Here is a 22,932-nt window from a genome sequence, read left to right as displayed (position 1 = left end):
TTTGATATCGATCTAATGCTTACTTCAAAGCCTCTAGAATACATAATAGCTATTGTAGCCTTGAGGCATTAATTGCAGGAACTCGAGCTTTTAGTTTTTCATTTTCTAATGTCAGTTCAACTATACTGCGCTGTGCATCAATTAGTGTTGATAAGGCATTGTCACGCTGCTCTTTAAGTGCTTTTATCTGTTCGTTCAAATCTCGATTCCGTGATCTTTGAGCTAACACCATTTGCCTAGGTGTTTTTTGTACGAGATCTTCTTTATTTTCCTCAATCCACGCTTGGATCTCTGCCACCAACTCTGGAAAACGAGTACGTCGAAGTGCTGAAGGATCTACCCCTGTTTCTTTTGCAACATTATTTTGGCTGAGCATTGTTCCTTTTGGCAAAATAGTAGGTTTTCCAACTTTTAAGCGTTCAAATGCTTCTCTAAACTTTATCTCAGCTTTACTAAGTTTTCTTGGTTTAACTTCTGTGGATGACATTAATTGCTCGCTCCGCTGATTCTAATTGTGCATGAAGAGATTTATATAGAGGAGACTTTGATTCAACACCTTCAAGCTGAATATATATTATTTCTATAAGCTTTTTTATCATCGGTAGTTTTTTACCATCTATCAAGGCTGAACTGCATGGATTTTCATCACCAAAACCCATACAAGAGCTAATATTACTGATCCCACCCAATGGACAAGGAGGCCCCGAATTTGCACAACCACCAAGAAAAGTCTGACGATAACTTATCCGGCCCGCTTTAGCAGCACTAATTAGCTCACTATGGTCTTTTTCTGATATTTCAGATAGAATTTGTATTTTTCTTTTTTCACTGTGTGGAGAGAGATAATGCTCTGATTGCAAAGACTTAAACTCCCGAACTACTGACTGATACATTTCACGCAGATAAAACCCTCTTGCATCATCATCTAGAGGTGCTTTTAGTCGATAATAGTTTTTCCCATAGTATTGACTCATAGCTCGACTAGCATGCTTTAATTGATATTGAAGTGAAGACTCGCTCACAAGACCACTAGCTAACATATTGACAGCGCCTGTACGGCGAAGTTGATGCCAAGCTAATGGCCATACCTTTCCAATAGAAAATCTTTCAGGATCAAGACTATTGGTTAACCTATGTGCCATTTCTAAATCTAATTCAGTAATCGTCATTTCTTCTTTACTGAATAATTTTGGCCATAGATTCCATATATCTGCATAAGTCCGTATTTTCTTAAAAGAATTCAGAGATTTCTCTAATCGCCTACTAGGCGTCCAAGGCTCATATGGGAAAGATTGTAACACTGGATTACTTAAATCTTCATCAGTTAATTGAAAGCAAGAATTTTTTTGAGCAGATTTTAAACGCAGTGCTGCAACTATTGTCATTGACTCAATAGCAATTTTGACAGTAGGAGAAACTATCCAGCGAGCATCATTATCTTCAATAGTTTTGGTAGTTATGCCTTTCAACATGTGAATATCTTCGCCAGTCGAATCCCTCTCTACTTCATAACATTTTGCACGTAGCCGACTGCCCTCTTCAATACGCATTAGAGAAAAATTAAGCATGTATGCGAGCCCAACTACACTAATTAAACTCATATAGCTTGAAATTGCTCTAATACTATAATTTTCTTCTGCGTTTACCCACTTCCTTAATATGCCATCAATCTCATAGCGTTTTGCTATCTCAACAAAAGGTCCATAAAACACTTTGCCTGAACTATCTTTCCCAATCTTAGGTCTTGAGTGAAACGGTGAATGATTTCCTAATCCAGAGAAATCATTCGAAAAACTACCGCCTGCGTTGACAACATAAGCATCAAGACAGAATTCATAACAAGCCTTTATATTTTCTTTATGAGCAATGAAATCATCTAGACACTCTCTTAATCGAGAAACTTGGTAAGTCCATATTCTTACCGGAATATACGCCGTTTGAATCTTCTCTTCGTTTGGCACAACTTCACTGAGAAGTTTCATCCCATTATCATCAAGTATATTGAACCCAAGTTTATCTGCTGCATAATTTAAATCATAAAGATAACTAACCAAATGACTTTTTCTGGATTTGTAGTAAGTAGATATATCCTTAATTACTTCAGGAAAGCGAGATAAATCTGATGCAACAATATTATGATCTGTACATGCAACAAACAGCGGCTTAAGTGTTTCAAACTTAAAAACCAATGTTTTTGCCCTTGTTACTGCAGAGGGGCCCCATAACCACCAGGCAACTATTTTTCGCAACAAGCATGCGTTTTCCGAACTAACTTTCTTTCCTTGGCCTGGGCCATCACCAAAATACATTGTCAGTGTAAAACCTGACCAATGCGATAAGTCCCACCGAACATCTCCATAATATGAGATTACGTTGCCTTCAGTATCAATGACAACCGGAAAGTCATCTGCAGGAGGCCAAGATTTTGGTTGGAAGTTAGGCATATCTGTTCTTGTTAGAGGCGAATCAACCTGTAATCCCGGCAGATCTGAGAGATTCATACCATGACCTCTAATAACTGTATATAGCCATCCCAGTTAGGATGATAACGCCCTGCACGTACGGAATCATTTGCATCCTTCACCCAAATTGCACGTACTTTACTACTTTCAGAGATCGCATTGAGCTTTTGAAATATTATGTTAATTACACTATAAGCGGGATGTACCTGATATTCCTCAGAGGGCTTATATAGATTTGTTTCAAGCTTTTTAATATAGGCATGTGACGCTAGTTTCCAGCAATAATCAGAAGTCATTACATCTCTATGTTTAGTGCAGAACAAACATCCTTCAGGACTTATACAGTCTGGTTTAGGTGCACTCTTTGGAAACTCGTTCATAGTTTCTGGCTGATGAGATAAATCTACACAAACTCCTGGTCCAGGTGAAGGAAAATTAGTGTCTATAGCATTATGAAATTGAACTATTTCTATACCTGCTATTTGATGCTGTGGCTTCTCATAATTTCGAAGTAAGACCTCTTTTGTATGACCCATAAGATCTGCCGTTAAATCAACGTCACGAGTATGTCTTAAAAGCCAATTAATGCGAGTATTTCTTAATTCTTGTGGGGAGAAAAAGGTTAAATCATTTCTTTTAAATATCTCCTTAGAGTTTATGAACCGCCTTCTAAAATCTTTGCTTGGAATTATACTTCGAGCTAAGTGCGGAAAGAGTCGATTATCAAAACTGCTAAAGCCAATATCATCGAGCCAGACTAAATATCTTTGGAGGTGTTCTCTATATGAATTAAAGCAGCGAAAAATAGCTTCACCTCCACGCCTACCTTTGTATACCCTAAACACCTCAAAGCTATCTCCATCAGACTTCCAACGATAGCTTTCTTTCTCTAAGCCTGTTGCTTGAGTCAAGTTCATCCCTGTTTGAGCTATAAATATAAGCAATTCAGACTCAATCCTAAAATTAATTAGTGGTGAACGTTTATAAGACTCTAAAACATTTTCACTATCTAACAAAGGCCGTCGCGCTTTTTCAAATTTTTTTATATCATTTTTACTTCTTACTTTTGATGAGTCTTTATCGGGTGTACGCAAGCCACAAGCAATGATTAGCGATTTTTTTTCATTAATTTCTATATTGATTGGTAATTTGCCGCGTATAGTTTGCACATCAAGACTATTGCAAACTTTAGTCAGAGTATTACCAAATTCAAAAGTTTCTGCCAATTTTTCTCTAGAGTCTTTCGTACTCAGGACTTTTTTCTTTTTTGGGGGCAGTCTCATACGTGTTGATAGTAAAATATTTTTCCCGGGATGTGGTCCTTGGATATCGAGTGCTTTAGCTATTAGCTTTGCCATTTTAGAAGCTTCCTTATAAGCAGTCCTCGAGCTGATATTCTTTTCATTTTTAACTCTAGCCAATAAGTACTCAGTCCAGTCCTTGAAGGTATCAATAGCTGTTTCAATAGTAATAGGCATTGAGTTATTGTCTATCCATATATAAAACCTCCATAAAACTTCTAAATTATTTATAATTGTATGTACTGAGCTTCCTTTCGCAAAAAACACATTAAACACTTCATGAAGCCTTAGAACAAAAGGCACCCTTTCCTCTATTATATTCCCACACTTACCTTCATTAATAGCTTCCATTACCAAGTTGCGTCTTATTCTAGCAGCTCCTTTAAATAGCAGAACCCTTAAGTCCCACACTGCTTGATGAGTGCCTAAAGGTATCTGTGCAAAAGTAAGATCTAAATCAGGCATTATCGTACCCTTTAATCAATCCCATGAAGGCGTTCGTAAACGCATCTGCTGCCTCATTTATTGTTTCATGAGTCTCTATAAATTTTATATATTTCATCGTTGTGCTTTCATCTTTATGAAGGCAAGAATCTTTAACAAATTGAAGAGCATCGCTAATAGGCATAAAATTAAGGGCTACCTTCATTAATTCAGTAGCGAAAGTTGCACGTGTTCTATGAAAGTGAAAACCTTGCAGAGCTTTGACACTAGATTTTTTACCAACCGCCCTAAGGCGAGACATCTCTACATTAATAGCCCTGCTAGTATCACCATTATAAGTATTACCATATCTAGTTAGGAAAAGAAGATCTTGATGTTCATTAGATGCTAAAGCCTGGCGCTTCAATCTTCTTGTACTCGTAGAATAACCAACTAAAATATCAAGTAACTCTTCAGGTATTGGCACTGAACCTGTAACATTAAGTTTTGTGGCTATAGGTGGTCTAGCACCAGGCCCTACCGATAAGCTTTTTAAGCCCACACCAGGAATATGGGTAGCGTTTATTAACGTTTCTACTTTTAAGTCAGTAATTGATCCTAATCTTAGGCCTGTGAAGAATCCTATGCGTAGCATCAACGAAAGCTCCTCAGATGCCGATTTATCTGCTAGTGAGAGAATATCTTTCATAGCTCCAATAGATACTGGTAGCAGGCCATCCTCTAGCTGAAAAGCTCCGACGACTTTCCTATTTGGTATTGCTAGATCAGTACTCGCTACTCGCATCGTATGCTCAAGACCAAAGGAGTTAGTAATAGTTATTCCTATAAAACGGTCTTTCCACATTGGCTGTTCTGTTGAAATAAGCTGATTTTCTTTTACCCATTTATAAAAACGAATTACTGCTGCCATTCTTTGCGATACAGTACTAGGTGCGAGTTCTCCATCGTTTCTTGCTGCTATTAATGCTCCTCTAAAACGAACCAGACATCGTTCACTCTCCCTCTCTGGAAAATGACGCCATGTCATAAATTCGGATTCCAACCATTTTGCATATGCAAGTAAATGTGACATATTAGAACGAACTGTTTTCAAGTCACGCTTCGATGATACAGCTTGATCCAAAGCCCATAAATTTACTTCTGCCCAGGTAAAGTTATCCTCCCAAATAATCTGAGGTAGCCTTTCAATTTTCTTTCTTTTTAACTTTATCCAACTCAGTTTATTTTCACTAACTTTAGCACTACGCGGTTCATAATTAATGAACTCAAGACTTGCCACTGGATTATCCCTTTAATAACTCAATAGCATTCATTATAGCGAAACATTTCTTGAGTATTAAGAACATTTAAAATGTCACTACATTAGCATGTATGAAGTAGGGTTAGAATTTGGTATGTAACGTTTACCCGCCGTTGGGTCATATATGGTGCGAATAATGCCGTCTTTGGTCAGTGCATCATCATCTTCCATAAACACTAGTGATGTGGTTAGACGCACGATATCGCGCGGGGTAAAATGCTCTCCTGCGGTTTCGTTAGAACTTTCAGCAAAACGGCGGATCAGCTCTTCAAAGACAAAGCCCATTTCATGGTTAGAAATAGTATCGGGACTGAGGTCAGTAGTGGCGAACATTCGCACCACTTTATAAAGCAAGTTAGCATCGGCTAGCTGGCCGACAAACTCTTCAAACTTGAAATGCTCGAATATCTCACGCGCGTCTTTTGAGAAAGATTGAATATAAGTGTTTAAGTTATCCTTGATATCGCTTTGACCCATCTTGCTTAGATCCATGGGCGAGATATTGTAGAAGGGTCGCTTGCTGGCACGAATGATGAACTTCTCTTGCGCTTCCTCAGGCAAACCCATCTCAGCAATACGCTGGCTCTCAGTAACGACGTTTGCCTTAGTATCTTCTAGTACACACTCTAAGCGGCGCAATAGCGTAAATGGCAGAATGATGCGTCCGTATTGTGATTGCTTAAAGTCACCGCGTAATAGATCAGCGACAGACCAGATGAAAGCCGCTGTTTGAGAGAAGTTTTTGGTCATGGAATTGTCTTATTGTTTGTGGAGCAGGGATAAATGCTTGGGATTATAATGCATGTTTGAGCTTTTGATAGCATGTACAGTAATGTAGGGTATCGACTTATGACGGTCTATAAAAATCATTGTATGATAGTAGAGGATATGAACGCTAGTTTGCAAACGCAATTAAGGGTTTTATTAGGTAAAAGTATTCTTATTTAAATAAAAGAATTCTTTTAATATCTGGATAGTGCTTTTGGAAGCAAGAAATCGAGGAAGCAAGAAATCGAGGAAGCAAAAAAGGGTTTTTATACTTTTACTCATTCAGCTTGACTACATGCCAGTAAAGGGTTTAAGCGGAAGCAAAGACTGTTTGAGGAAGCAAAAACTATCTTAGGAAACAGTAATACGCTTAAGAGGCTGGCTTGAGATAAAACCAAGTTTGGGTTTATCTAGTTTTTCGAGTAAGTGCGAATTAGTGCGAGCTGACACTGTGGTTTTTGGTGCGAATAATCGTACTCCAAAATCAGCCACAAACGCGCTATAGGCTGGCAATTACAGTAAGACCCACTAGGCACGATGCAGTGAAACGCATCATAAACGCATGCATAAACTGGCTAGATTTAAGTAATCACAATGCGCGTTATTTGCACGATAAACGCTTAACTTTAAGCGCCATTATCAAACGTGTGCAATCAGTCGCAATTTAACCCCATGCACCTATCAGACAGCCTCTCCCAATGGGGGTTATTGTGGAATATAGGAATAAAAAAAAGGTTTTCTGATATTTTTGATTTTTCACAAACCTATACCAGTAAATGGTTTAAGTGGAAGCAAAGCCTATCTTAGGAAGCAGCAATAGGAATAATTGATAAAAACAGTCAACGCGCATTAATACCACTCTTAAGGTATAAGCATGACGCACCAAGAGCGTTTAGCGAAACAACCCCATGCAAACAAAGTGCCAGTTGATTTTAGTATCAAAAAATCACAGTAATATGCTTAAGAGGCTGGCTTGAGATAAGCCCAAGTTTGAGCTTATCTATTTTTTCGAGTAAGTGCGAGCTAATACGGTGGTGTTTTATGCGAATAATCGCAAAAAGAGCAGCCTCAAACGCGCTATAGGCTGGCAAGCATGATAAGCCCCACTGGGCACAATGCAAAAGAAACGCAGTAAAAAAGCACACTATTTGCGCCTGTTTTGCACCCATTTAAGTGCTTTTCCTCTTGACTGGTCAAAAATCCTGACATTTTCTTTGACATTTTCAATGTATATTTTTCTACAACCCTTATCGTATAATGATTTCGACTGACAATTATCTTGACATTTTCTTTGACAGATTAGGGTTACTTATTATGGCAGAACAGTCTAAAGAGTGGATTGATGATCACACACTTAGAGTCATGACCTATCGGTCTGGGGCATTCACGTTTACGTTGGGCTGCTCACCTAATGAAGCGCTTTTGAACCGTATTGATGATGCCCAATTACGTTTCAATAAAACGCCAACAGTGCCGCAAATTATAGACCAGATTCAAGACAAGGTTTTGGTCAGTAGTGTTTACAGCACCAATACCATTGAAGGTGGGGAGTTCAGCGAAGAAGAAACAGGGCAAATCTTACATACCGCCCCAAAAGATATTCAGAAAACCGCCGAAAAACGGTTGTTTAATCTAAAAGATGCTTTGCTATGGGTAAATAGGCATCGCAATCTGAAATTTGAGCCTACACAAGGCAAACCATTTTTATTAGCAGATATTACGCAACTGCATATTTTGGTGTCGCAAGGTTTAGATGATGGGCATAACCCAGTTGGACAATTTAGAGATAATGAAAAATGGCAAAAGACCTATGTCGGTAATGCAGAGCATGGAGGACGCTATCAGCCACCCAAGTGCCTTAAAGATATTGAGTACCTATTACAGGCATGGATTGAATGGCTAAATAGCCCTGCTATTATTAATCAGCATGTGATTGTCCGAGCTAGTTTGGCTCATTACTATTTTGAGCTTATTCACCCTTTTTGGGACGGCAACGGTAGAACTGGTCGCTTGGTTGAGATGTTAATATATGAGCAATCAGGATATAGACTGTCATCATCGGCTATATGGCATTACTATCAAAAAAATATTCATGAATACTTTGCTTTATTCAACCATTGCCGTAAACAAGCTAAGGATAAAAAAGATGTGCCAAATCAATTATTTATTGATTTTGTGATGGATGGCATGCTGCAAACGATTAATGACTTACATGACCAATGTAATCAACTGATTGGTATTTTACTTTATCAAGGTGGTTTAAATAATGCGAAGTTTAACAAAATAATTTCTGAAAGACAGTTTAATACTATTATGGTCATGATGGGCTTTAGTGATATTTATACCCCTGCTGCATTATTGCGTAATCCGCAAATCAAAGCTTTATATAGTAATCGCACGGAAAGAACCTTTTATCGAGATATAGAGTCCTTAATAAATGCAGGTTTTTTATTTGAACAAGAGGGGAAACTTCTATTAGCCATTTAAGAGAGCTTTTGAATATATAGGTGCTTCTAAGCGCTTAAGCCCAACCATTTGTAAGTTGCATTTCTCTTAGATAGGTTTGCATGATTCAAAGTGAAATCATCAAAGTGCGAGTAGTCACTCAAAAAATAAATTCTGATTATTAGCGATAACGAAATGTTGTTAAATCTGTTGTTAAATTAATTTACAACAACCGCTCAATCACTGATATCAAAGGCTTATAGCTTTATGGTTGACTCCCGCCGAGCGCACCAATCATCGTATTTCGCCATTTCTCAGCACTACCTCAAATCTATAAGACCATTTAAAACAAAACCTTGAAGTTTTTATCATTAATAAGCTCGTCTGTTAATACCTATAAGATGTTGTATATATTGTTGTTAACTCCATTTTATGCTGACTTATGACGGGGTATTACTTCTCCTAGCTAGGTATTCGTACCAATCTACTCTGCCTCTTGCAAATTGGCATCTAGTTGCGCACGGCTAGGTACACGCTGATAATTAATCACTGGTATATCACCCAAACGGCGTTGACTAGCAGCAAGCTTGGGGTCGATCGTAATCATCGCGATTTTTATATTTTGTCGAGTAACGAGCAAATGACTGCCCTTTCGTGTCACTCGATAATCAGGAAAATGCTGCTTAATCATCTCCGCCGTCTTTTGTAAGGCGTCATTGATCGGTTTTTTCTTATCTTTTGACTTTGTGTCATGTAAGTTATTTGGCGCACGTGATTTTGCAAAAAACCATAATCCAACGATAACTGCCGTCAATATGACAAGCCACCAAATTCCGTCTATCATAAGAAAGGATATCCATTATTAGCAAGGGTTAGCTTATGTTAGCAGAATTATCATCAGCGTTAATAGCAGAAGTAGAGCATGCTGCTGAACTATTAGAATCGAAACAGCATATTTGCCTTTTAACTGGCGCAGGGATTTCAGCAGAAAGCGGCATTCCGACTTTTCGTGATAAGCAAACTGGCTTGTGGAAAAATTATCGGGCTGAGGACTTGGCGACACCAGATGCCTTCGCCCGTGACCCAAAGCTGGTTTGGTCATGGTATCAATGGCGCAGACAGCTCGTGGCTAGTAAAAAACCCAATCCTGCCCACACGGCATTAGCGCAATGGCAGGATCACATTCAATCGACTAATCAGCAACTAACCCTCATTACTCAAAATGTTGATGATTTGCATGAGCAAGCAGGTAGCGCTGTTACCCACCTGCATGGCAATCTATGGCGTAACCGATGCAGTCAATGTCAGATACCTTATACAATCCAATTAAAAGGCGCTTATAACAGCGAGAATAGCATCAGCTTTGATGAAGCTCTAATGACTTGCCAGCATTGTGATGGTTATATCAGACCTGATATTGTGTGGTTTGGAGAGTCGTTACCGATGCGGGCATGGCAGACAGCAGAGGAAGCTGCCGCGAATTGTGATGTATTTATTAGTATCGGTACTTCTAGCCTCGTCTATCCCGCTGCTGGATTGGCACAACTGGCAAAACATAACGGTGCCAAAATTATCGAGATAAATCCTTATCCGACACCAAATACGCTAGTCGATATTACTCTGGCAGCAAAAGCTGGTGTCATCCTGCCAGAGTTAGTAAAAAGAATGGGCGTACTATAATAGACAAACCATTAACCTACCGCTTGATCGACTTTGTCCAAATACTGCTGCTTTAGCTCATCACTGATAAATGACGATCTAAAAGAGTTTTTTACCAAGGTGATAATATCATCTTCTGTTAATGGCAAATTCTCACTGATATTAATAAAGTTCTGATTGATATAGCCTTTAAAATAAGCAGGGTCATCTGAGTTGACCGTGATATTTAGACCATAATCTAGCAGCTCTTTGATGTTGTGCTCTTTATAATTGTCAAATACTCTCAACTCGATATTAGAATTCGGGCATACGGTGAGCGGCATCTGCTCATCTTTTAGACGCTGCATCAGCTCAGCGCTTTTGATAGATTGCACGCCATGATCGATTCTACTGATATCCAATAAATCCAACGCTTCATAAATGTAAGAGAAATCCGCTTCTTCGCCAGCATGGGCAACCAACTTAAAGCCTTCCTCTTTTGCCTTTTTAAATACCTCTATAAACTTCGATGGCGGATTGCCTAATTCTGAAGAATCTAAACCGACACCAATAATGTCGTCTTTAAATGGCAATGCTTGCTCTAACGTCTCAAATGCTTCTTCTTGTGATAAATGCCGTAAAAAGCACATGATAATACAAGAGGTAATACCATATTGTGCTTTGGCATCAGCCAGTGCACGTTTGATGCCTGTTATGACTGTCTCAAACGCCACGCCTCTTGCCGTATGCGTCTGCGGATCAAAAAATATCTCTGTATGAATGACATTATCTTCGACACATTTGAGAATATACTCCCATGTCAAATCGTAGAAGTCATCCTGCGTAATCAAGACATTGGCACCGGCATAATAGATGTCTAAAAACGTCTGCAGATTGGTAAAGTTATAAGCATTACGCACATCTTCTATGTCTTTATAAGGAATCTCTATCTGGTTCTTTTTTGCCAATCTAAACATAAGCTCAGGCTCGAGCGAGCCTTCAATATGTAAATGCAGTTCTGCTTTTGGCAGTCTTTTTATTAGATCAATCATAATATTCCAGTATTGGCGTTGTATATCGGTTATTTATTAAATATAGCGATAAGTGTTTAGTGTAATCTTTCATGCTGATGGCCGTCAGGGTTTATTTTAAAAAAACCACCGTATCAGACAGCTCATTACCTGATGGGTTTTGCTCCAGATGATAATACTGGCGAAGTACTTGACCAACCTCATCGAGCAATTCAGTCAAGCTTTCTTCTGTCTTCTGATTGGCAATACCGACTACCGCTTTGTCACACATTGCGCGCCAAACTGTTGGGCTAACATGGGCACTGATACCGCGATCAGCGACGATTTCAAGCTTGTGCTCGCAAACATTGACGTATATCAGCACACCAGTGTTTTCTTCAGTGTCCCACACTCGATACTCACTAAATAAATCAATCGCACGGTCACGGCAGTCGCTATGATAGGCCTCTTGAATAGGCAAATGATTTTCTACGATCAAAAATACCTCGCCGCGGTGACCTTGCTCAGCAAGTGTCACCCGCTCTGTCAACCGAGCTTTTGCCGCGGGCGTCAACCATTTACTATGCAAAACGGGGATAAATAAGACTTGGCGCCACCAGCGGGCAAAGCTGGATTTTGAAGCGTTATTCTCTGCCATGATACTATTTCCTCAAGTACGTCATTACTAATGGTTATTTAGTGTCTTTACTAGGCAGCTATGAAGCCACTGAAAAACAACGGGCTAATGCTTACCAAGAACCGCCAGCGCCGCCACCACCAAAACCGCCACCGCCACCGCCGAAGCCGCCACCACCAAAACCACCGCCGCCGAAGCCACCGCCGCCGCCCATACCCGGCAGGAATATCATACCACCGCCTCTACCTCCTTTACCGCCGCCAGACCCGCCTTTACCGCCGCCGCGTGAAATCAAGAACAGCCATAAAAATATCGCCATAATGATGGTCATAAATAAACCACCGCCCAATGCTAGTGAGCCTGCAACAAAACCACCGGCCGTCAGCACTGAACCGAATACTCGACCAAATATACTGGTAATAAAGCTACCAAATATCATCGCCATGATGAATAGAAAAATAGGAGATGGCAGCTCGTCTGAGCCTTGTTGGGTAGTACGTTCAGCTGCCTGCGCATCGGCACGAGCAAGCACTTCAGGATCAGCAGATAAACGACTTTGTAAGGCCGTGACGCCTGCCAATATCCCTGCGCCATAATTATTTTGCTTAAATAACGGGGTAATATCCTCTCGAATGATGCGATTGACCGCCGCATCTGGCAGTACACCTTCGAGTCCATAACCTGTCAATATATACATATCACGGTCATTGACAGCGACAACCACAAGCAAGCCATCATCGATGTCTTTACTACCCAGCTGCCATTTTTCAGCAACTTGCAAGGCATAATCAAAGATAGGCATGCCATTGGTAGTTGGGACAATCACCACTGCTGCTTGTGCCAAACCTTGCTGATAAATTGTACGTAGCTGTGCTTCTAAGCGCTGCTTCTCTTGTGGGTTTAAGATATTAGCTTGATCAATGACAGGACTGTTCAAAATCAGTTTGTCCGCATCGACACTGTCAGCAGTTGATTTGACAGGGGGACGTTTGGTCGCATTTGCCTCTGCCACGCCCTCATTATTGGACGCATTAGGATTGATAGCTTCATTACCAAGTATGGTTTCGTTAATCGCCTCATTGCCTAAAACAGCATCATTAATAGCTTCATTGGATTCAGCGGCTTTTGCAATAGCCACTAAGTCTTCCACACTGCGATTTTGCGTGGTGCTATCGGCAGCAAGCGTACTGTCATCGGGCGCCGCATACAATGTAGACGCGCTACCAATACTAAGGGCGAATAACAACGCTGCTAGGGGTGCTTTTAAATGAGTCATTAACTGTATACCACCTCAAGTCAGATCTTTACTAAATTAATAAATAGAGCGGCAATCAGTAAGTATTTAATTAATCGGTACTTGATGCTCTACCTGTTTTTAATGGCTTAACGATATAAATAGGCTTTAAGAGACGCTTATATTTAATATTAGACGCAACCTATTCATACCAGTAAGAAACGCTAAGACGGCTACACAATTCTTTCAATAGATGAAGCATACCAGCGTGAAATAAACGCATAATTCATCATTATTGATTTGCTGCTATTGAGCCGTCTTTGACTCGCCACTGTCAAAATCCACGCTTGGTGCAGTAGAAATCTCTTTTTCGTTCGCGACGCTAAAGTTTGGTTTAGCACTCATCCCAAATACTTTTGCCGTAATATTGGTTGGGAATTGACGTACGGTCGTATTGTAGCCCTGTACTTCTTGGATATAGCGGTTACGAGCGACGGCGATACGGTTTTCAGTACCTTCTAATTGCGCTTGCAAATCTTGGAACAGCGCATCAGATTTCAGTTCAGGATAACGCTCAGACACTGCCATCAAACGTGATAGTGCACCCGTCATCTGTTCTTGCGCCGCCGCATAACGCTCCATCGCTTCAGGATCATTGAGTACTTCTGGCGTTACGGTGATACCACCAGCGCGTGAGCGGGCTTCAGCCACTTGCGTAAAGACTTCCTGCTCTTGCTTGGCATACTGCTGTACTACTTTTACCAAGTTTGGCACCAAATCCGAGCGACGTTGATATTGGTTGACCACCTCTGACCACGAAGCCGTCACTTGCTCATCTTGAGCCTGAAGATTATTATAACCACAACCTGTCAAGCCGACAGTAGACGTGGCTAATACAGCTGATAGCAAGATGGATTTTACAATGGATTTACGGGTCATTGTGGATTCTCCTAATAATGATAAATATCAAACAACTGATAACAAGATTTTAAAATAACTTTTGACTGCTTTTTTTGATACTGACTTCAATACTATGACTATATAAGCTTATATTTTGTAGCCTACAATATGTTGTGCTAATAATGGCGCTATAACGCTTTTTTTACAATTCATCGTTACCAAAACACAACCGCAAGCAACGACTTGTAGCATAATCTCTCACTCTGTTTTGACTATGTATCTATATAACCTGACTTATTGAAAAATCATCCAAATTGAGATAAATCGACCTTATGCCATATTCTACGGTACTTCTTGTCATAATAAAGCTTGTCATAACATATATATAGCTGCTGCTAAGAAGAAATTTCTAGTAATTGGGTAAAAAATATGGCAAATTGCAGTTACGTAGCTGTACGGTTTGCATACATTTGGTAGTGGACTTATTTTCTTCATAGTACTAGCGATTCGTTTATTTATCATTTAAAAGGGTTAATAGACAGATAAATCATCGCTTTATGACTCTATTACGCAATTGTACTTAGCCGATACTGCTCATAGTAAGCTGAATACCATCGCGATGATGGGTATTTACAATTATAACCGCCTGTTTTATCCACTGGTTTATTTATAACAGCGTTTATGTTTATGGCAGGATGACGGATTACCAAAGTAAAGAGACAGTAAAAAGATGGCAACCATCGCCAATCAATTGATACTCATATATAAGTGCTATCAAGAGATGAGCAAATACAGCCAAACTTTGATAATAAACCAAGCGGATAAACACAGACAACTACAGTCCATTCTTGGTGACTATGTACATATGAAGCTTAAATCATTGTTTTAAGTACATGCAGATAATTTGAGTGGTTGGCTTTAATAAGGATATTAAACCGTTAACTCACTCTATGCATCCTCATATATAGTCATTTTGAGACAGTTGAAGGAATAGATATATGGAAGGTTTAGTCAATTTAGTAAACGGAATTATTTGGAGCCCTGCATTAATTTACTTATGCTTGGGCGCAGGTCTATTTTATTCCATCATGACGCGCTTTGTACAAGTACGTTTATTCGGTGAAATGATCAAATTGCTATTTACTGGTAAATCTAGTGAACAAGGCATTTCATCGTTTCAGGCACTTGCCGTCTCGCTTGCTGGTCGTGTGGGTATGGGGAACATCGCAGGGGTAGCAGCCGCTATCGGCTTCGGTGGTCCTGGTGCTGTATTTTGGATGTGGGTAGTTGCTTTCCTAGGCGCATCTACTGCTTATGTTGAGTCGACACTGGCTCAGATTTACAAAGAAAAAGATGTAATCACTGGCGAATATCGCGGTGGCCCTGCTTACTATTTTGAGCGCGCACTTGGTCAAAAATGGTACGGCATCCTTTTTGCAATCTCATCTATCCTTGCTTGTGGTATGTTCCTACCAGGCGTACAGGCAAACGGCGTTATCAGTGCTTTCGCGCAGGTAATGGGTGAAGGTTCTATCGTTAATATTGGAGCCTTAGAAGTCGGCTCTATGCGGTTAGTAGCATTGGGTATTATTCTTGTGGTATTAGGTATCATCATCTTCGGTGGTATCAAGCGTATCGCAACGTTTACCGAGTATGCGGTTCCTTTCATGGCAATCGGCTATATTATCCTTGCACTGATCATCATGTTTGCTAACTTTGAGATGATTCCAGAAGTATTTGGCTTAATCGTTGGTGATGCTTTTACTGCTCAAGCAGGTTTTGGTGCAGCGATTGGTTGGGGTGTAAAACGTGGTATTTACTCTAACGAAGCCGGTCAAGGTACAGGTCCTCACGCTGCTGCTGCTGCTGAAGTTGAGCATCCATCACAGCAAGGTTTGGTACAGGCCTTCTCGGTTTACGTTGATACGTTACTGGTTTGTTCTGCTACTGCATTTATGATCTTAACGATGGGTACTTATAACATCCAAGGTACATTACCAGATGGTCAATTCATCGTCCAGAATGTAGCGGCTACGACTGAAATCAACGCTCCAGCATTTACGCAAATGGCAATGGAATCTGTCTATGGTGGTTTTGGTAATACCTTTATCGCTATCGCCGTCTTCTTCTTTGCCTTTACAACCATCTTGGCTTACTACTACATCGCTGAAGTGAACGTTGCTTACTTGACGCGCTTTATCGGTCGCGGTGCCAACAAAACTGGTCTATTTTTAGTTAAAGTCCTAATCATGGTGATGGTTGCCTATGGTGGTCTTAACTCAGCCGGTTATATTTGGGCAATTGGTGATATTGGTGTTGGTCTTATGGCTTGGCTCAATATTGTTGGTATTCTTGTTATCTTCTTTGTGGCACGTCCGACGCTTACCATGCTTAAAGACTATGAAGCACAGCGTAAAGCTGGTGTAACGCGCTATACATTTGATCCTGCAAAATTCGGTATTAAAAACGCGCCTTATTGGGAAGAGCGTCATCTAAAAGAGCAACAAAGAATAGCGGCACAAGATCCTTTAAATAAAGAGCATCGTTAATCCTCTGTAAAGTATTTGCCTACTAGCCAGTTATCAAAAAAGCCCGAGACCATTGTCTTGGGCTTTTTTGTATGTGCGCTCTTGCCTCTTTTCTACTATATTCGGTCCTAAATAAAAGAAATACAAATGTTATAAGGCACTACTGGATTCCTTTTACATTGCATCGACTCAAATTATTAGCAGCAATTAATAGGCAGCAAAAAGCCCAACTCAATGGCTGGGCTTTAGGTATTTTTACATCATTTACTGTTTACAAGAAAGACTTAGTAAGTCTATTAACCAAAACTTATTTAGGCAATAAAACTGTATCAATTACATGCACTACACCATTGGTTGCCATCATATCAGTGGCAACGATGTTGGCGGTATTACCATTTGAATCTGTAATGACATTGGCATCACTAATCGTGATGGTTTGACCATTCGCCGTTTCAATCGCAGTACCGTAAGGAATATCAGCGGCTTTTACAACCATAGGTACGACATGGTATGGAAGCACACTTTTTAGCGTCGCTTGATCAGCAAGTAATTCTTCTTTGGTAATGTTCAACTTAGTCAATAAAGCAGCAAATGCATCATCAGTAGGTGCAAATACTGTGTACTTGTCTTCAGCCATCAGCATCGAATCAAGTCCAGCTGCCTGTAGTGCAGCGGTCAAGATGGTCAAGTCTTTATTGCCAGCTGCCATCTCACCAATAGTTTGCGTAGCTGCTGCTTCAGGGGCAACATCCGCTTCAACCATTGGTTCAGCTGCGACTTCTGGCTCAACGACTACATCAGTGGTTGCTTCTGGCTCAACTGGCTCAGCAACGACTTCTTTATCGTTACAAGCTGCTAATGACATTGCTGCCGCCACAACGGCGATAGATAGTAAGTTCTTTTTTAACATAAGACATTCCTTTGATATTAATAACTATTGAGTGAATAACAATTTGATAAGTACTGATTCGATAAGTAATAATTTTTGCATAAACAGTTTTTTTAAATGCACAATACTGTTTAGAATATGACATTCTTTAAAGGGACGTTATCTGAAATCATCTACAATATTAACTGATTGATTTTTAATTGATATATTCTTAGGTAGTAGCACTGTAGCAATCACGTATATAACACAGGCGTTTCGTTATCTGAATCTATAACGAATTTAAGAGCTGCGTAGAACAGCTCTTAAACGATTGATCTTATACGCATATAATGGCTAGTTTATAAAACCTTGCCAAAAGACTATCTAGGCATTAGAACTCTATCAATCACATGTACCACACCATTACTGGCAGTAATGTCCGTTTTTAAAAGATTTGCTGTACGTCCACTTTCATCCATCAATTTGCCTTGGGCTGTGACCATAAGCGTGTCCATGCTTAGCATTGTTATATTGCCTGGTCTAACATCCTTGGCATAAATAGGTGCTGCAGCGTTAATCACGTGATAGCTTAAGATTTTAGTCAATAGTGGTTTATTGGCAAAGAGCTGTGCTTTGGTCATGTTATTTTCTTGTAACGCTTGCATAAAGGCAGCATTGGTTGGCGCAAGAATCGTATAGTTGGCATTAGGATTAGAGAGCGCGCCCGCTAAATCAGCGGCAACGACAGCTTCTACCAGTACAGAGAAGTCAGGATTGCTTTGGGCAATTTGTACTACATTCATTTTTGCCATGGATTGGCTATGCATGGGCGCTTTCATAGGAGCGCTTTTGGCTGGCATCATATTGTTACAAGCACTTAGACCTGCAATTGAAACAGCTAAAGTACCAATAGCAGCGATTTTGATGATTTTCATAATATTATCCTTAATGAGTAAATATCTATAATCTGTTGGTTTTTATCTGGTAGGTCAGATGAGATTGGCTTTCCTTAGCAGCAACGCTTAACGATCTAATCACTGATTTGATAATGCATGATTAGCCATCAAAAATAATATATAGGCAAACTTGCAAATAAAATCATCAACCCTTACTAATAAGCACCGCTTATGAAACATCAATCCTTCTGAAATTAAATTAACATATCCTTAAGTGGCGTAAACGGCTATTTACGCTACTTTTTGTGGTGTGCATGTAATCTGTATTTGCATTATAAAGTGATACTTTTACGTTTATAATCATAAGTAAAGCTTTCTGTAACCCTAAAGATAAATGATATTCATTTGTGCTCACACGCTTTATGCAATAGACTTTGATAACCTGACATTGGCAATATATTTTCTGCTAAAATCATCTGTATTTATTTACTATTTTTTACTGGCATTGATGGTTTTGACGTCTTCTCTATTAAAAATTATAACGACTTTTTCCTCTTCTTTTTTATAACTTTGACTCTATAAGCAGCGCTCCTATGATTCCAACAGCCCGTTCTCAAACTGATACTTCTTTAACCAATCTAACTGACGCCAGTAACCCAAATGCTAATCCCAATGACTTTATATTGACGCCGCCTGCTGTATTCCCTTATAAGGATCAGCAGCTAACGGCGCGAGCGCGCATTACAGAGCAAATGGCAGCACGGATTTTGATGCTCGATGGCGCCATGGGCACGCATATTCAGAACTATAAATTAGAGGAAGCGGACTATCGCGGTGAGCGCTTTGCTGATATCAAGCAAGATGTCCGCGGCAATAATGATTTATTGGTGCTGACGCAGCCACATATGATTAAAGAGATTCATTTGGCGCATTTGGAATCCGGCGCTGATATTATCGAGACCAATAGCTTTAATGGTACGCGGCTGTCGATGGCAGACTACGATATGCAGTATCTCGTACCTGAGCTAAATAAAACGGCTGCTAAAATCGCACGTGAAGCCGCTGACGAATACACTGCGAAGAATCCAGAAAAACCACGCTTTGTCGCTGGGGTTATTGGTCCGACATCGCGTACTTGCTCGCTATCACCTGACGTCAATGACCCCGCCTTTCGTAATATTACCTTTGATGAACTGGTGCTGAACTATCGCGAAGCAACCTTGGCGCTAATGGAAGGTGGCGTTGATATCATTTTGATTGAGACTATTTTTGATACGCTCAATGCCAAAGCAGCAATCTTTGCCGTCACAGGCGTGTTTGATGATATCGGATTTGAATTGCCAATTATGATTTCAGGGACGATTACAGATGCGTCAGGTCGTACGCTATCTGGGCAAACGGCGGAAGCGTTTTATAACTCGATTCGCCATGCCAAACCGCTATCGGTTGGCTTTAACTGTGCGCTCGGTGCGGACGCCCTACGTCCGCATATCCAAACGCTATCGAATATTGCCAATACTTATGTCTCTGCGCATCCAAATGCCGGTCTGCCCAATGAGTTTGGCGAATATGATGAAACTGCCGATGAAACTGCTGCACTGCTTGAAGGCTTTGCCAAAGCAGGTATCTTAAATATTGTCGGTGGCTGTTGTGGTACAACACCTGAGCATATCCGTCAAATCGCTAATATGGTAGCAAAGTACCCACCGCGCATCATTCCTGAGATTCCGCCTGCCTGCCGCTTATCTGGTCTTGAGCCATTTACCATCAATAAAGACAGTCTATTCGTCAACGTTGGTGAGCGTACCAATGTCACGGGTTCGAAGAAATTCTTACGTTTGATTAAAACCGAAGCTTATCTTGAGGCGCTTGACGTTGCCCGTGACCAAGTCGAAGGCGGCGCGCAAATCGTCGATATCAACATGGATGAGGGGATGCTTGACTCCAAGCAAGCGATGATTCACTTCGTCAACTTGGTGTCAGGCGAGCCAGACATCAGCCGTGTACCGTTGATGCTGGACTCATCGAAATGGGACATTATCGAAGAAGGTCTTAAGCGCACTCAAGGTAAATGTGTCGTCAACTCTATCTCATTAAAAGAAGGTCACGCTGAGTTCGTTGAACGTGCTAAGCTCTGTATGCGCTACGGTGCAGCCATCATCGTCATGGCATTTGATGAAGATGGTCAGGCGGATACCTTTGAGCGTAAAACTCAAATCTGTAAACGCAGCTATGATGTGTTGGTCGATGAAGTGGGCTTCCCTTCTGAAGATATTATCTTTGATCCGAATATTTTTGCGGTTGCTACCGGTATCACTGAGCACAATAACTACGGTGCCGACTTTATTAACGCCACCAAATGGATTACGGAAAACCTGCCCAATGCGATGGTTTCAGGCGGTGTCTCTAACGTGTCGTTTAGTTTCCGTGGCAACCCAATTCGTGAAGCCATAAATTCTGTATTCCTTTATCATGCGATTCAAAACGGCTTAACGATGGGTATCGTCAACCCTGCCATGCTTGAGCTATATGATGACATTCCTGTCGAGGCACGCGATGCCATCGAAGATGTGATGCTTAATCGCAATCAAGGTGAAACTGGGCAAGATGCCACCGAACGCCTGATGACCATCGCTGAAAACTATCAAGACGGTGGTAAGAAAAAGGACAGCACCGTTGATATGACATGGCGTGAAGGCACCGTTGAAGAACGTATTGCCCATGCTTTAGTTAAAGGTATCACCACCTTTATCGAGGCCGATACTAAAGAGGCGTGGGAGAAATATCCGCGTCCGCTAGAAGTTATCGAAGGACCACTGATGGACGGTATGAATATCGTCGGTGATTTATTTGGTGCTGGTAAAATGTTCTTACCACAGGTCGTGAAATCTGCCCGCGTCATGAAGCAGTCGGTCGCGTGGCTAAATCCGTATATCGAAGCTGAAAAAGTCGAGGGTGAAAAGAAAGGTAAAATCCTCATGGCAACGGTTAAAGGCGACGTCCATGATATCGGTAAAAATATCGTCGGCGTGGTACTCGGCTGTAATGGCTATGATATTGTCGATTTGGGCGTCATGGTACCTTGTGAAAAAATCCTTGATACCGCGATAGCTGAGAAAGTCGATATTATTGGCTTATCAGGTCTGATTACCCCAAGCCTTGATGAGATGGTCTATGTCGCCAAGCAAATGCAAGAGCGCGGCATGACTTTGCCATTGATGATCGGTGGTGCAACGACCTCAAAAGCGCATACGGCGGTCAAAGTCGAACCACAATACCAAAACAATGGTGTCATCTATGTGGCGGATGCCTCACGCTCTGTCGGCGTAGTGACCAAGCTACTGTCAAAAGAGAATTGCCAAGGTCTCATTGATGAAACCCGCGAAGAATATATCAAGGTGCGTGAGCGTCTGGCTAAGCGCCAACCAAAGGCGGCGAAGGTCACATATGCCGAATCGGTCAAGATTGGCTTTCAGTATGATTGGGATAACTATGTGCCACCGACGCCTAATAAATTAGGGCAAGTGATCTTTGACAACTATCCTATCACTAACCTGCTGCCTTATATCGATTGGACACCGTTCTTTATCTCTTGGGGACTGGCAGGTAAATATCCGAAAATATTGCAAGATGATGTGGTTGGCGAAGCGGCGCGTGATTTGTTTGATAATGCCAATGAGCTGATGCAAAAGATGATTGATGAGAAATTAATCGTCGCTAAAGGGGTGTTTAAACTCATGCCTGCGCGCCGTACTGGTGCGGATACTGTCACCGTTTATGATAAAGCACCGACTAAGGGTGGCATAGCAGAATATCAATTTGAGCATTTGCGCCAACAAAGTGACAAAGCCAGTGGTAAGCCAAACTTTAGCTTGGCAGATTTTATCTCACCATCGGATATGTCCACGGATTATCTTGGCGGCTTTACCGTTTCGATCGTTGGAACAGAAGCGCTGGCTGAGAAGTATAAAGCGGCTGGTGACGACTATAATGCCATTATGGTACAAGCCTTGTCCGACCGCTTAGCCGAAGCCTTTGCCGAACATCTGCATGAGCTGATTCGTAAAGAATACTGGGGCTATCAGGCTGATGAGAGCTTAACCAATGATGAGATGATTAAAGAAAAATACGTCGGTATCCGCCCAGCACCTGGTTATCCTGCTTGCCCTGAACATACGGAAAAAGGCAAACTGTTTGAATGGCTTGGTACGGGCGATGCCATCGGTACGACCTTGACTGAAAGCTATGCGATGTGGCCTGCGTCATCAGTCAGCGGCTTTTATTACTCACATCCTGATAGTGAGTACTTTAACGTCGGTAAGATCAGTCGTGATCAGTTAGAGAGTTATGCTGAGCGTAAAGGTTGGGATATGAAGACTGCTGAGAAGTGGTTGAATCCGAATTTGTAATAGATCGATAAACATATCTATTTTAAAGTAATACTTGTATTCAATTATAGGTTCTCCTATAATTGTAAGTAACAGCACCGCCACCTCTATCT

General features: G+C 40.9%; 15 protein-coding genes and 1 pseudogene. 4 read left to right on the top strand and 12 right to left on the bottom strand.

Features of this window, described 5'->3' with window-relative positions; all coding sequences use genetic code 11:
* Positions 1 to 49: 49 nt before the first annotated feature.
* From JMX89_RS02035 to JMX89_RS02015, 5 genes and pseudogenes are all read right to left on the bottom strand, one after another.
* The gene (locus JMX89_RS02035) at positions 50 to 487 is read right to left on the bottom strand and encodes a hypothetical protein (protein WP_201550692.1); all 438 of its coding nucleotides are present in this window, start codon (positions 485 to 487) and stop codon (positions 50 to 52) included.
* The gene (locus tag JMX89_RS02030; protein WP_201550691.1) at positions 468 to 2,501 is read right to left on the bottom strand and encodes a hypothetical protein; all 2,034 of its coding nucleotides are present in this window, start codon (positions 2,499 to 2,501) and stop codon (positions 468 to 470) included. The genes JMX89_RS02035 and JMX89_RS02030 overlap by 20 nt, the downstream gene beginning before the upstream one ends.
* Positions 2,498 to 4,228: a hypothetical protein gene (locus JMX89_RS02025; RefSeq protein WP_201550689.1), complete on the bottom strand. Its 1,731-nt coding sequence runs from the start codon at positions 4,226 to 4,228 to the stop codon at positions 2,498 to 2,500. The genes JMX89_RS02030 and JMX89_RS02025 overlap by 4 nt, the downstream gene beginning before the upstream one ends.
* Positions 4,221 to 5,486 carry a site-specific integrase gene (locus tag JMX89_RS02020; protein ID WP_201550687.1) on the bottom strand — a complete coding sequence of 422 codons (1,266 nt, stop codon included), beginning with the start codon at positions 5,484 to 5,486 and terminating at the stop codon, positions 4,221 to 4,223. The genes JMX89_RS02025 and JMX89_RS02020 overlap by 8 nt, the downstream gene beginning before the upstream one ends.
* An 87-nt stretch (positions 5,487 to 5,573) precedes the next feature.
* Positions 5,574 to 6,257, bottom strand: a pseudogene (locus JMX89_RS02015) (type I restriction-modification system subunit M N-terminal domain-containing protein); the annotation flags it as partial.
* A gap of 1,332 nt (positions 6,258 to 7,589) precedes the next feature.
* On the opposite strand from JMX89_RS02015, the gene JMX89_RS02010 reads away from it, so the two are divergent.
* On the top strand, positions 7,590 to 8,762 hold the full coding sequence (locus JMX89_RS02010) for a Fic family protein (RefSeq protein ID WP_201550683.1): 1,173 nt from the start codon (positions 7,590 to 7,592) through the stop codon (positions 8,760 to 8,762).
* Positions 8,763 to 9,204: 442 nt separating this feature from the next.
* Here JMX89_RS02010 and JMX89_RS02005 read toward each other — a convergent pair whose 3' ends face one another.
* Positions 9,205 to 9,564, bottom strand: coding sequence for a hypothetical protein (locus JMX89_RS02005; protein WP_149409930.1), 360 nt, complete (start codon positions 9,562 to 9,564; stop codon positions 9,205 to 9,207).
* A 35-nt stretch (positions 9,565 to 9,599) separates the two neighbouring features.
* On the opposite strand from JMX89_RS02005, the gene JMX89_RS02000 reads away from it, so the two are divergent.
* Entirely contained in the window at positions 9,600 to 10,400 is an 801-nt protein-coding gene (locus tag JMX89_RS02000) for an NAD-dependent deacylase (protein ID WP_227672979.1), read from the top strand.
* 11 nt (positions 10,401 to 10,411) lie between these two features.
* Here JMX89_RS02000 and JMX89_RS01995 read toward each other — a convergent pair whose 3' ends face one another.
* The 4 genes from JMX89_RS01995 to JMX89_RS01980 all read right to left on the bottom strand — a co-directional run bounded on the left by JMX89_RS01995 (position 10,412) and on the right by JMX89_RS01980 (position 14,178).
* A complete protein-coding gene (locus JMX89_RS01995) occupies positions 10,412 to 11,410 on the bottom strand; it encodes an adenosine deaminase (RefSeq protein WP_181210802.1) in 999 nt (332 codons plus the stop codon).
* A gap of 91 nt (positions 11,411 to 11,501) precedes the next feature.
* Complete coding sequence (locus JMX89_RS01990) at positions 11,502 to 12,026, bottom strand: TPM domain-containing protein (protein WP_020442785.1); 525 nt, start codon at positions 12,024 to 12,026, stop codon at positions 11,502 to 11,504.
* Positions 12,027 to 12,117: 91 nt separating this feature from the next.
* Positions 12,118 to 13,281, bottom strand: coding sequence for a TPM domain-containing protein (locus tag JMX89_RS01985; RefSeq protein ID WP_201550680.1), 1,164 nt, complete (start codon positions 13,279 to 13,281; stop codon positions 12,118 to 12,120).
* 264 nt (positions 13,282 to 13,545) lie between these two features.
* Positions 13,546 to 14,178: a LemA family protein gene (locus tag JMX89_RS01980; protein WP_201550677.1), complete on the bottom strand. Its 633-nt coding sequence runs from the start codon at positions 14,176 to 14,178 to the stop codon at positions 13,546 to 13,548.
* Between the two features lie 959 nt (positions 14,179 to 15,137).
* On the opposite strand from JMX89_RS01980, the gene JMX89_RS01975 reads away from it, so the two are divergent.
* On the top strand, positions 15,138 to 16,688 hold the full coding sequence (locus tag JMX89_RS01975) for an alanine/glycine:cation symporter family protein (protein WP_020442782.1): 1,551 nt from the start codon (positions 15,138 to 15,140) through the stop codon (positions 16,686 to 16,688).
* A gap of 286 nt (positions 16,689 to 16,974) precedes the next feature.
* Here JMX89_RS01975 and JMX89_RS01970 read toward each other — a convergent pair whose 3' ends face one another.
* Entirely contained in the window at positions 16,975 to 17,577 is a 603-nt protein-coding gene (locus tag JMX89_RS01970; RefSeq protein ID WP_133105450.1) for a fasciclin domain-containing protein, read from the bottom strand.
* A 338-nt stretch (positions 17,578 to 17,915) separates the two neighbouring features.
* The gene (locus JMX89_RS01965) at positions 17,916 to 18,470 is read right to left on the bottom strand and encodes a fasciclin domain-containing protein (protein WP_020442781.1); all 555 of its coding nucleotides are present in this window, start codon (positions 18,468 to 18,470) and stop codon (positions 17,916 to 17,918) included.
* A 554-nt stretch (positions 18,471 to 19,024) separates the two neighbouring features.
* Here JMX89_RS01965 and metH point away from each other — a divergent pair.
* Positions 19,025 to 22,840 carry a methionine synthase gene (gene metH, locus JMX89_RS01960; RefSeq protein ID WP_201550674.1) on the top strand — a complete coding sequence of 1,272 codons (3,816 nt, stop codon included), beginning with the start codon at positions 19,025 to 19,027 and terminating at the stop codon, positions 22,838 to 22,840.
* Positions 22,841 to 22,932 lie beyond the last annotated feature (92 nt).

Source organism: Psychrobacter sp. DD43 (assembly GCF_904846555.1).
Classification (GTDB): Bacteria; Pseudomonadota; Gammaproteobacteria; order Pseudomonadales; family Moraxellaceae; genus Psychrobacter; species Psychrobacter cryohalolentis.
The sequence above is the reverse complement of the archived record's forward strand: the minus strand, read 5'-3'. Positions and strand labels throughout refer to the sequence as shown.

What these genes read in the sequence shown, in the direction of transcription:
- JMX89_RS02035 (WP_201550692.1), bottom strand. Translation starts at nt 487, where the DNA reads ATGTCATCCACAGAAGTTAAACCAAGAAAACTTAGTAAAGCTGAGATA.
- JMX89_RS02030 (WP_201550691.1), bottom strand. Translation starts at nt 2,501, where the DNA reads ATGAATCTCTCAGATCTGCCGGGATTACAGGTTGATTCGCCTCTAACA.
- JMX89_RS02025 (WP_201550689.1), bottom strand. Translation starts at nt 4,228, where the DNA reads ATGCCTGATTTAGATCTTACTTTTGCACAGATACCTTTAGGCACTCAT.
- JMX89_RS02010 (WP_201550683.1), top strand. Translation starts at nt 7,590, where the DNA reads ATGGCAGAACAGTCTAAAGAGTGGATTGATGATCACACACTTAGAGTC.
- JMX89_RS02005 (WP_149409930.1), bottom strand. Translation starts at nt 9,564, where the DNA reads ATGATAGACGGAATTTGGTGGCTTGTCATATTGACGGCAGTTATCGTT.
- JMX89_RS02000 (WP_227672979.1), top strand. Translation starts at nt 9,600, where the DNA reads ATGTTAGCAGAATTATCATCAGCGTTAATAGCAGAAGTAGAGCATGCT.
- JMX89_RS01995 (WP_181210802.1), bottom strand. Translation starts at nt 11,410, where the DNA reads ATGATTGATCTAATAAAAAGACTGCCAAAAGCAGAACTGCATTTACAT.
- JMX89_RS01990 (WP_020442785.1), bottom strand. Translation starts at nt 12,026, where the DNA reads ATGGCAGAGAATAACGCTTCAAAATCCAGCTTTGCCCGCTGGTGGCGC.
- JMX89_RS01985 (WP_201550680.1), bottom strand. Translation starts at nt 13,281, where the DNA reads ATGACTCATTTAAAAGCACCCCTAGCAGCGTTGTTATTCGCCCTTAGT.
- JMX89_RS01980 (WP_201550677.1), bottom strand. Translation starts at nt 14,178, where the DNA reads ATGACCCGTAAATCCATTGTAAAATCCATCTTGCTATCAGCTGTATTA.
- JMX89_RS01975 (WP_020442782.1), top strand. Translation starts at nt 15,138, where the DNA reads ATGGAAGGTTTAGTCAATTTAGTAAACGGAATTATTTGGAGCCCTGCA.
- JMX89_RS01970 (WP_133105450.1), bottom strand. Translation starts at nt 17,577, where the DNA reads ATGTTAAAAAAGAACTTACTATCTATCGCCGTTGTGGCGGCAGCAATG.
- JMX89_RS01965 (WP_020442781.1), bottom strand. Translation starts at nt 18,470, where the DNA reads ATGAAAATCATCAAAATCGCTGCTATTGGTACTTTAGCTGTTTCAATT.
- metH (WP_201550674.1), top strand. Translation starts at nt 19,025, where the DNA reads ATGATTCCAACAGCCCGTTCTCAAACTGATACTTCTTTAACCAATCTA.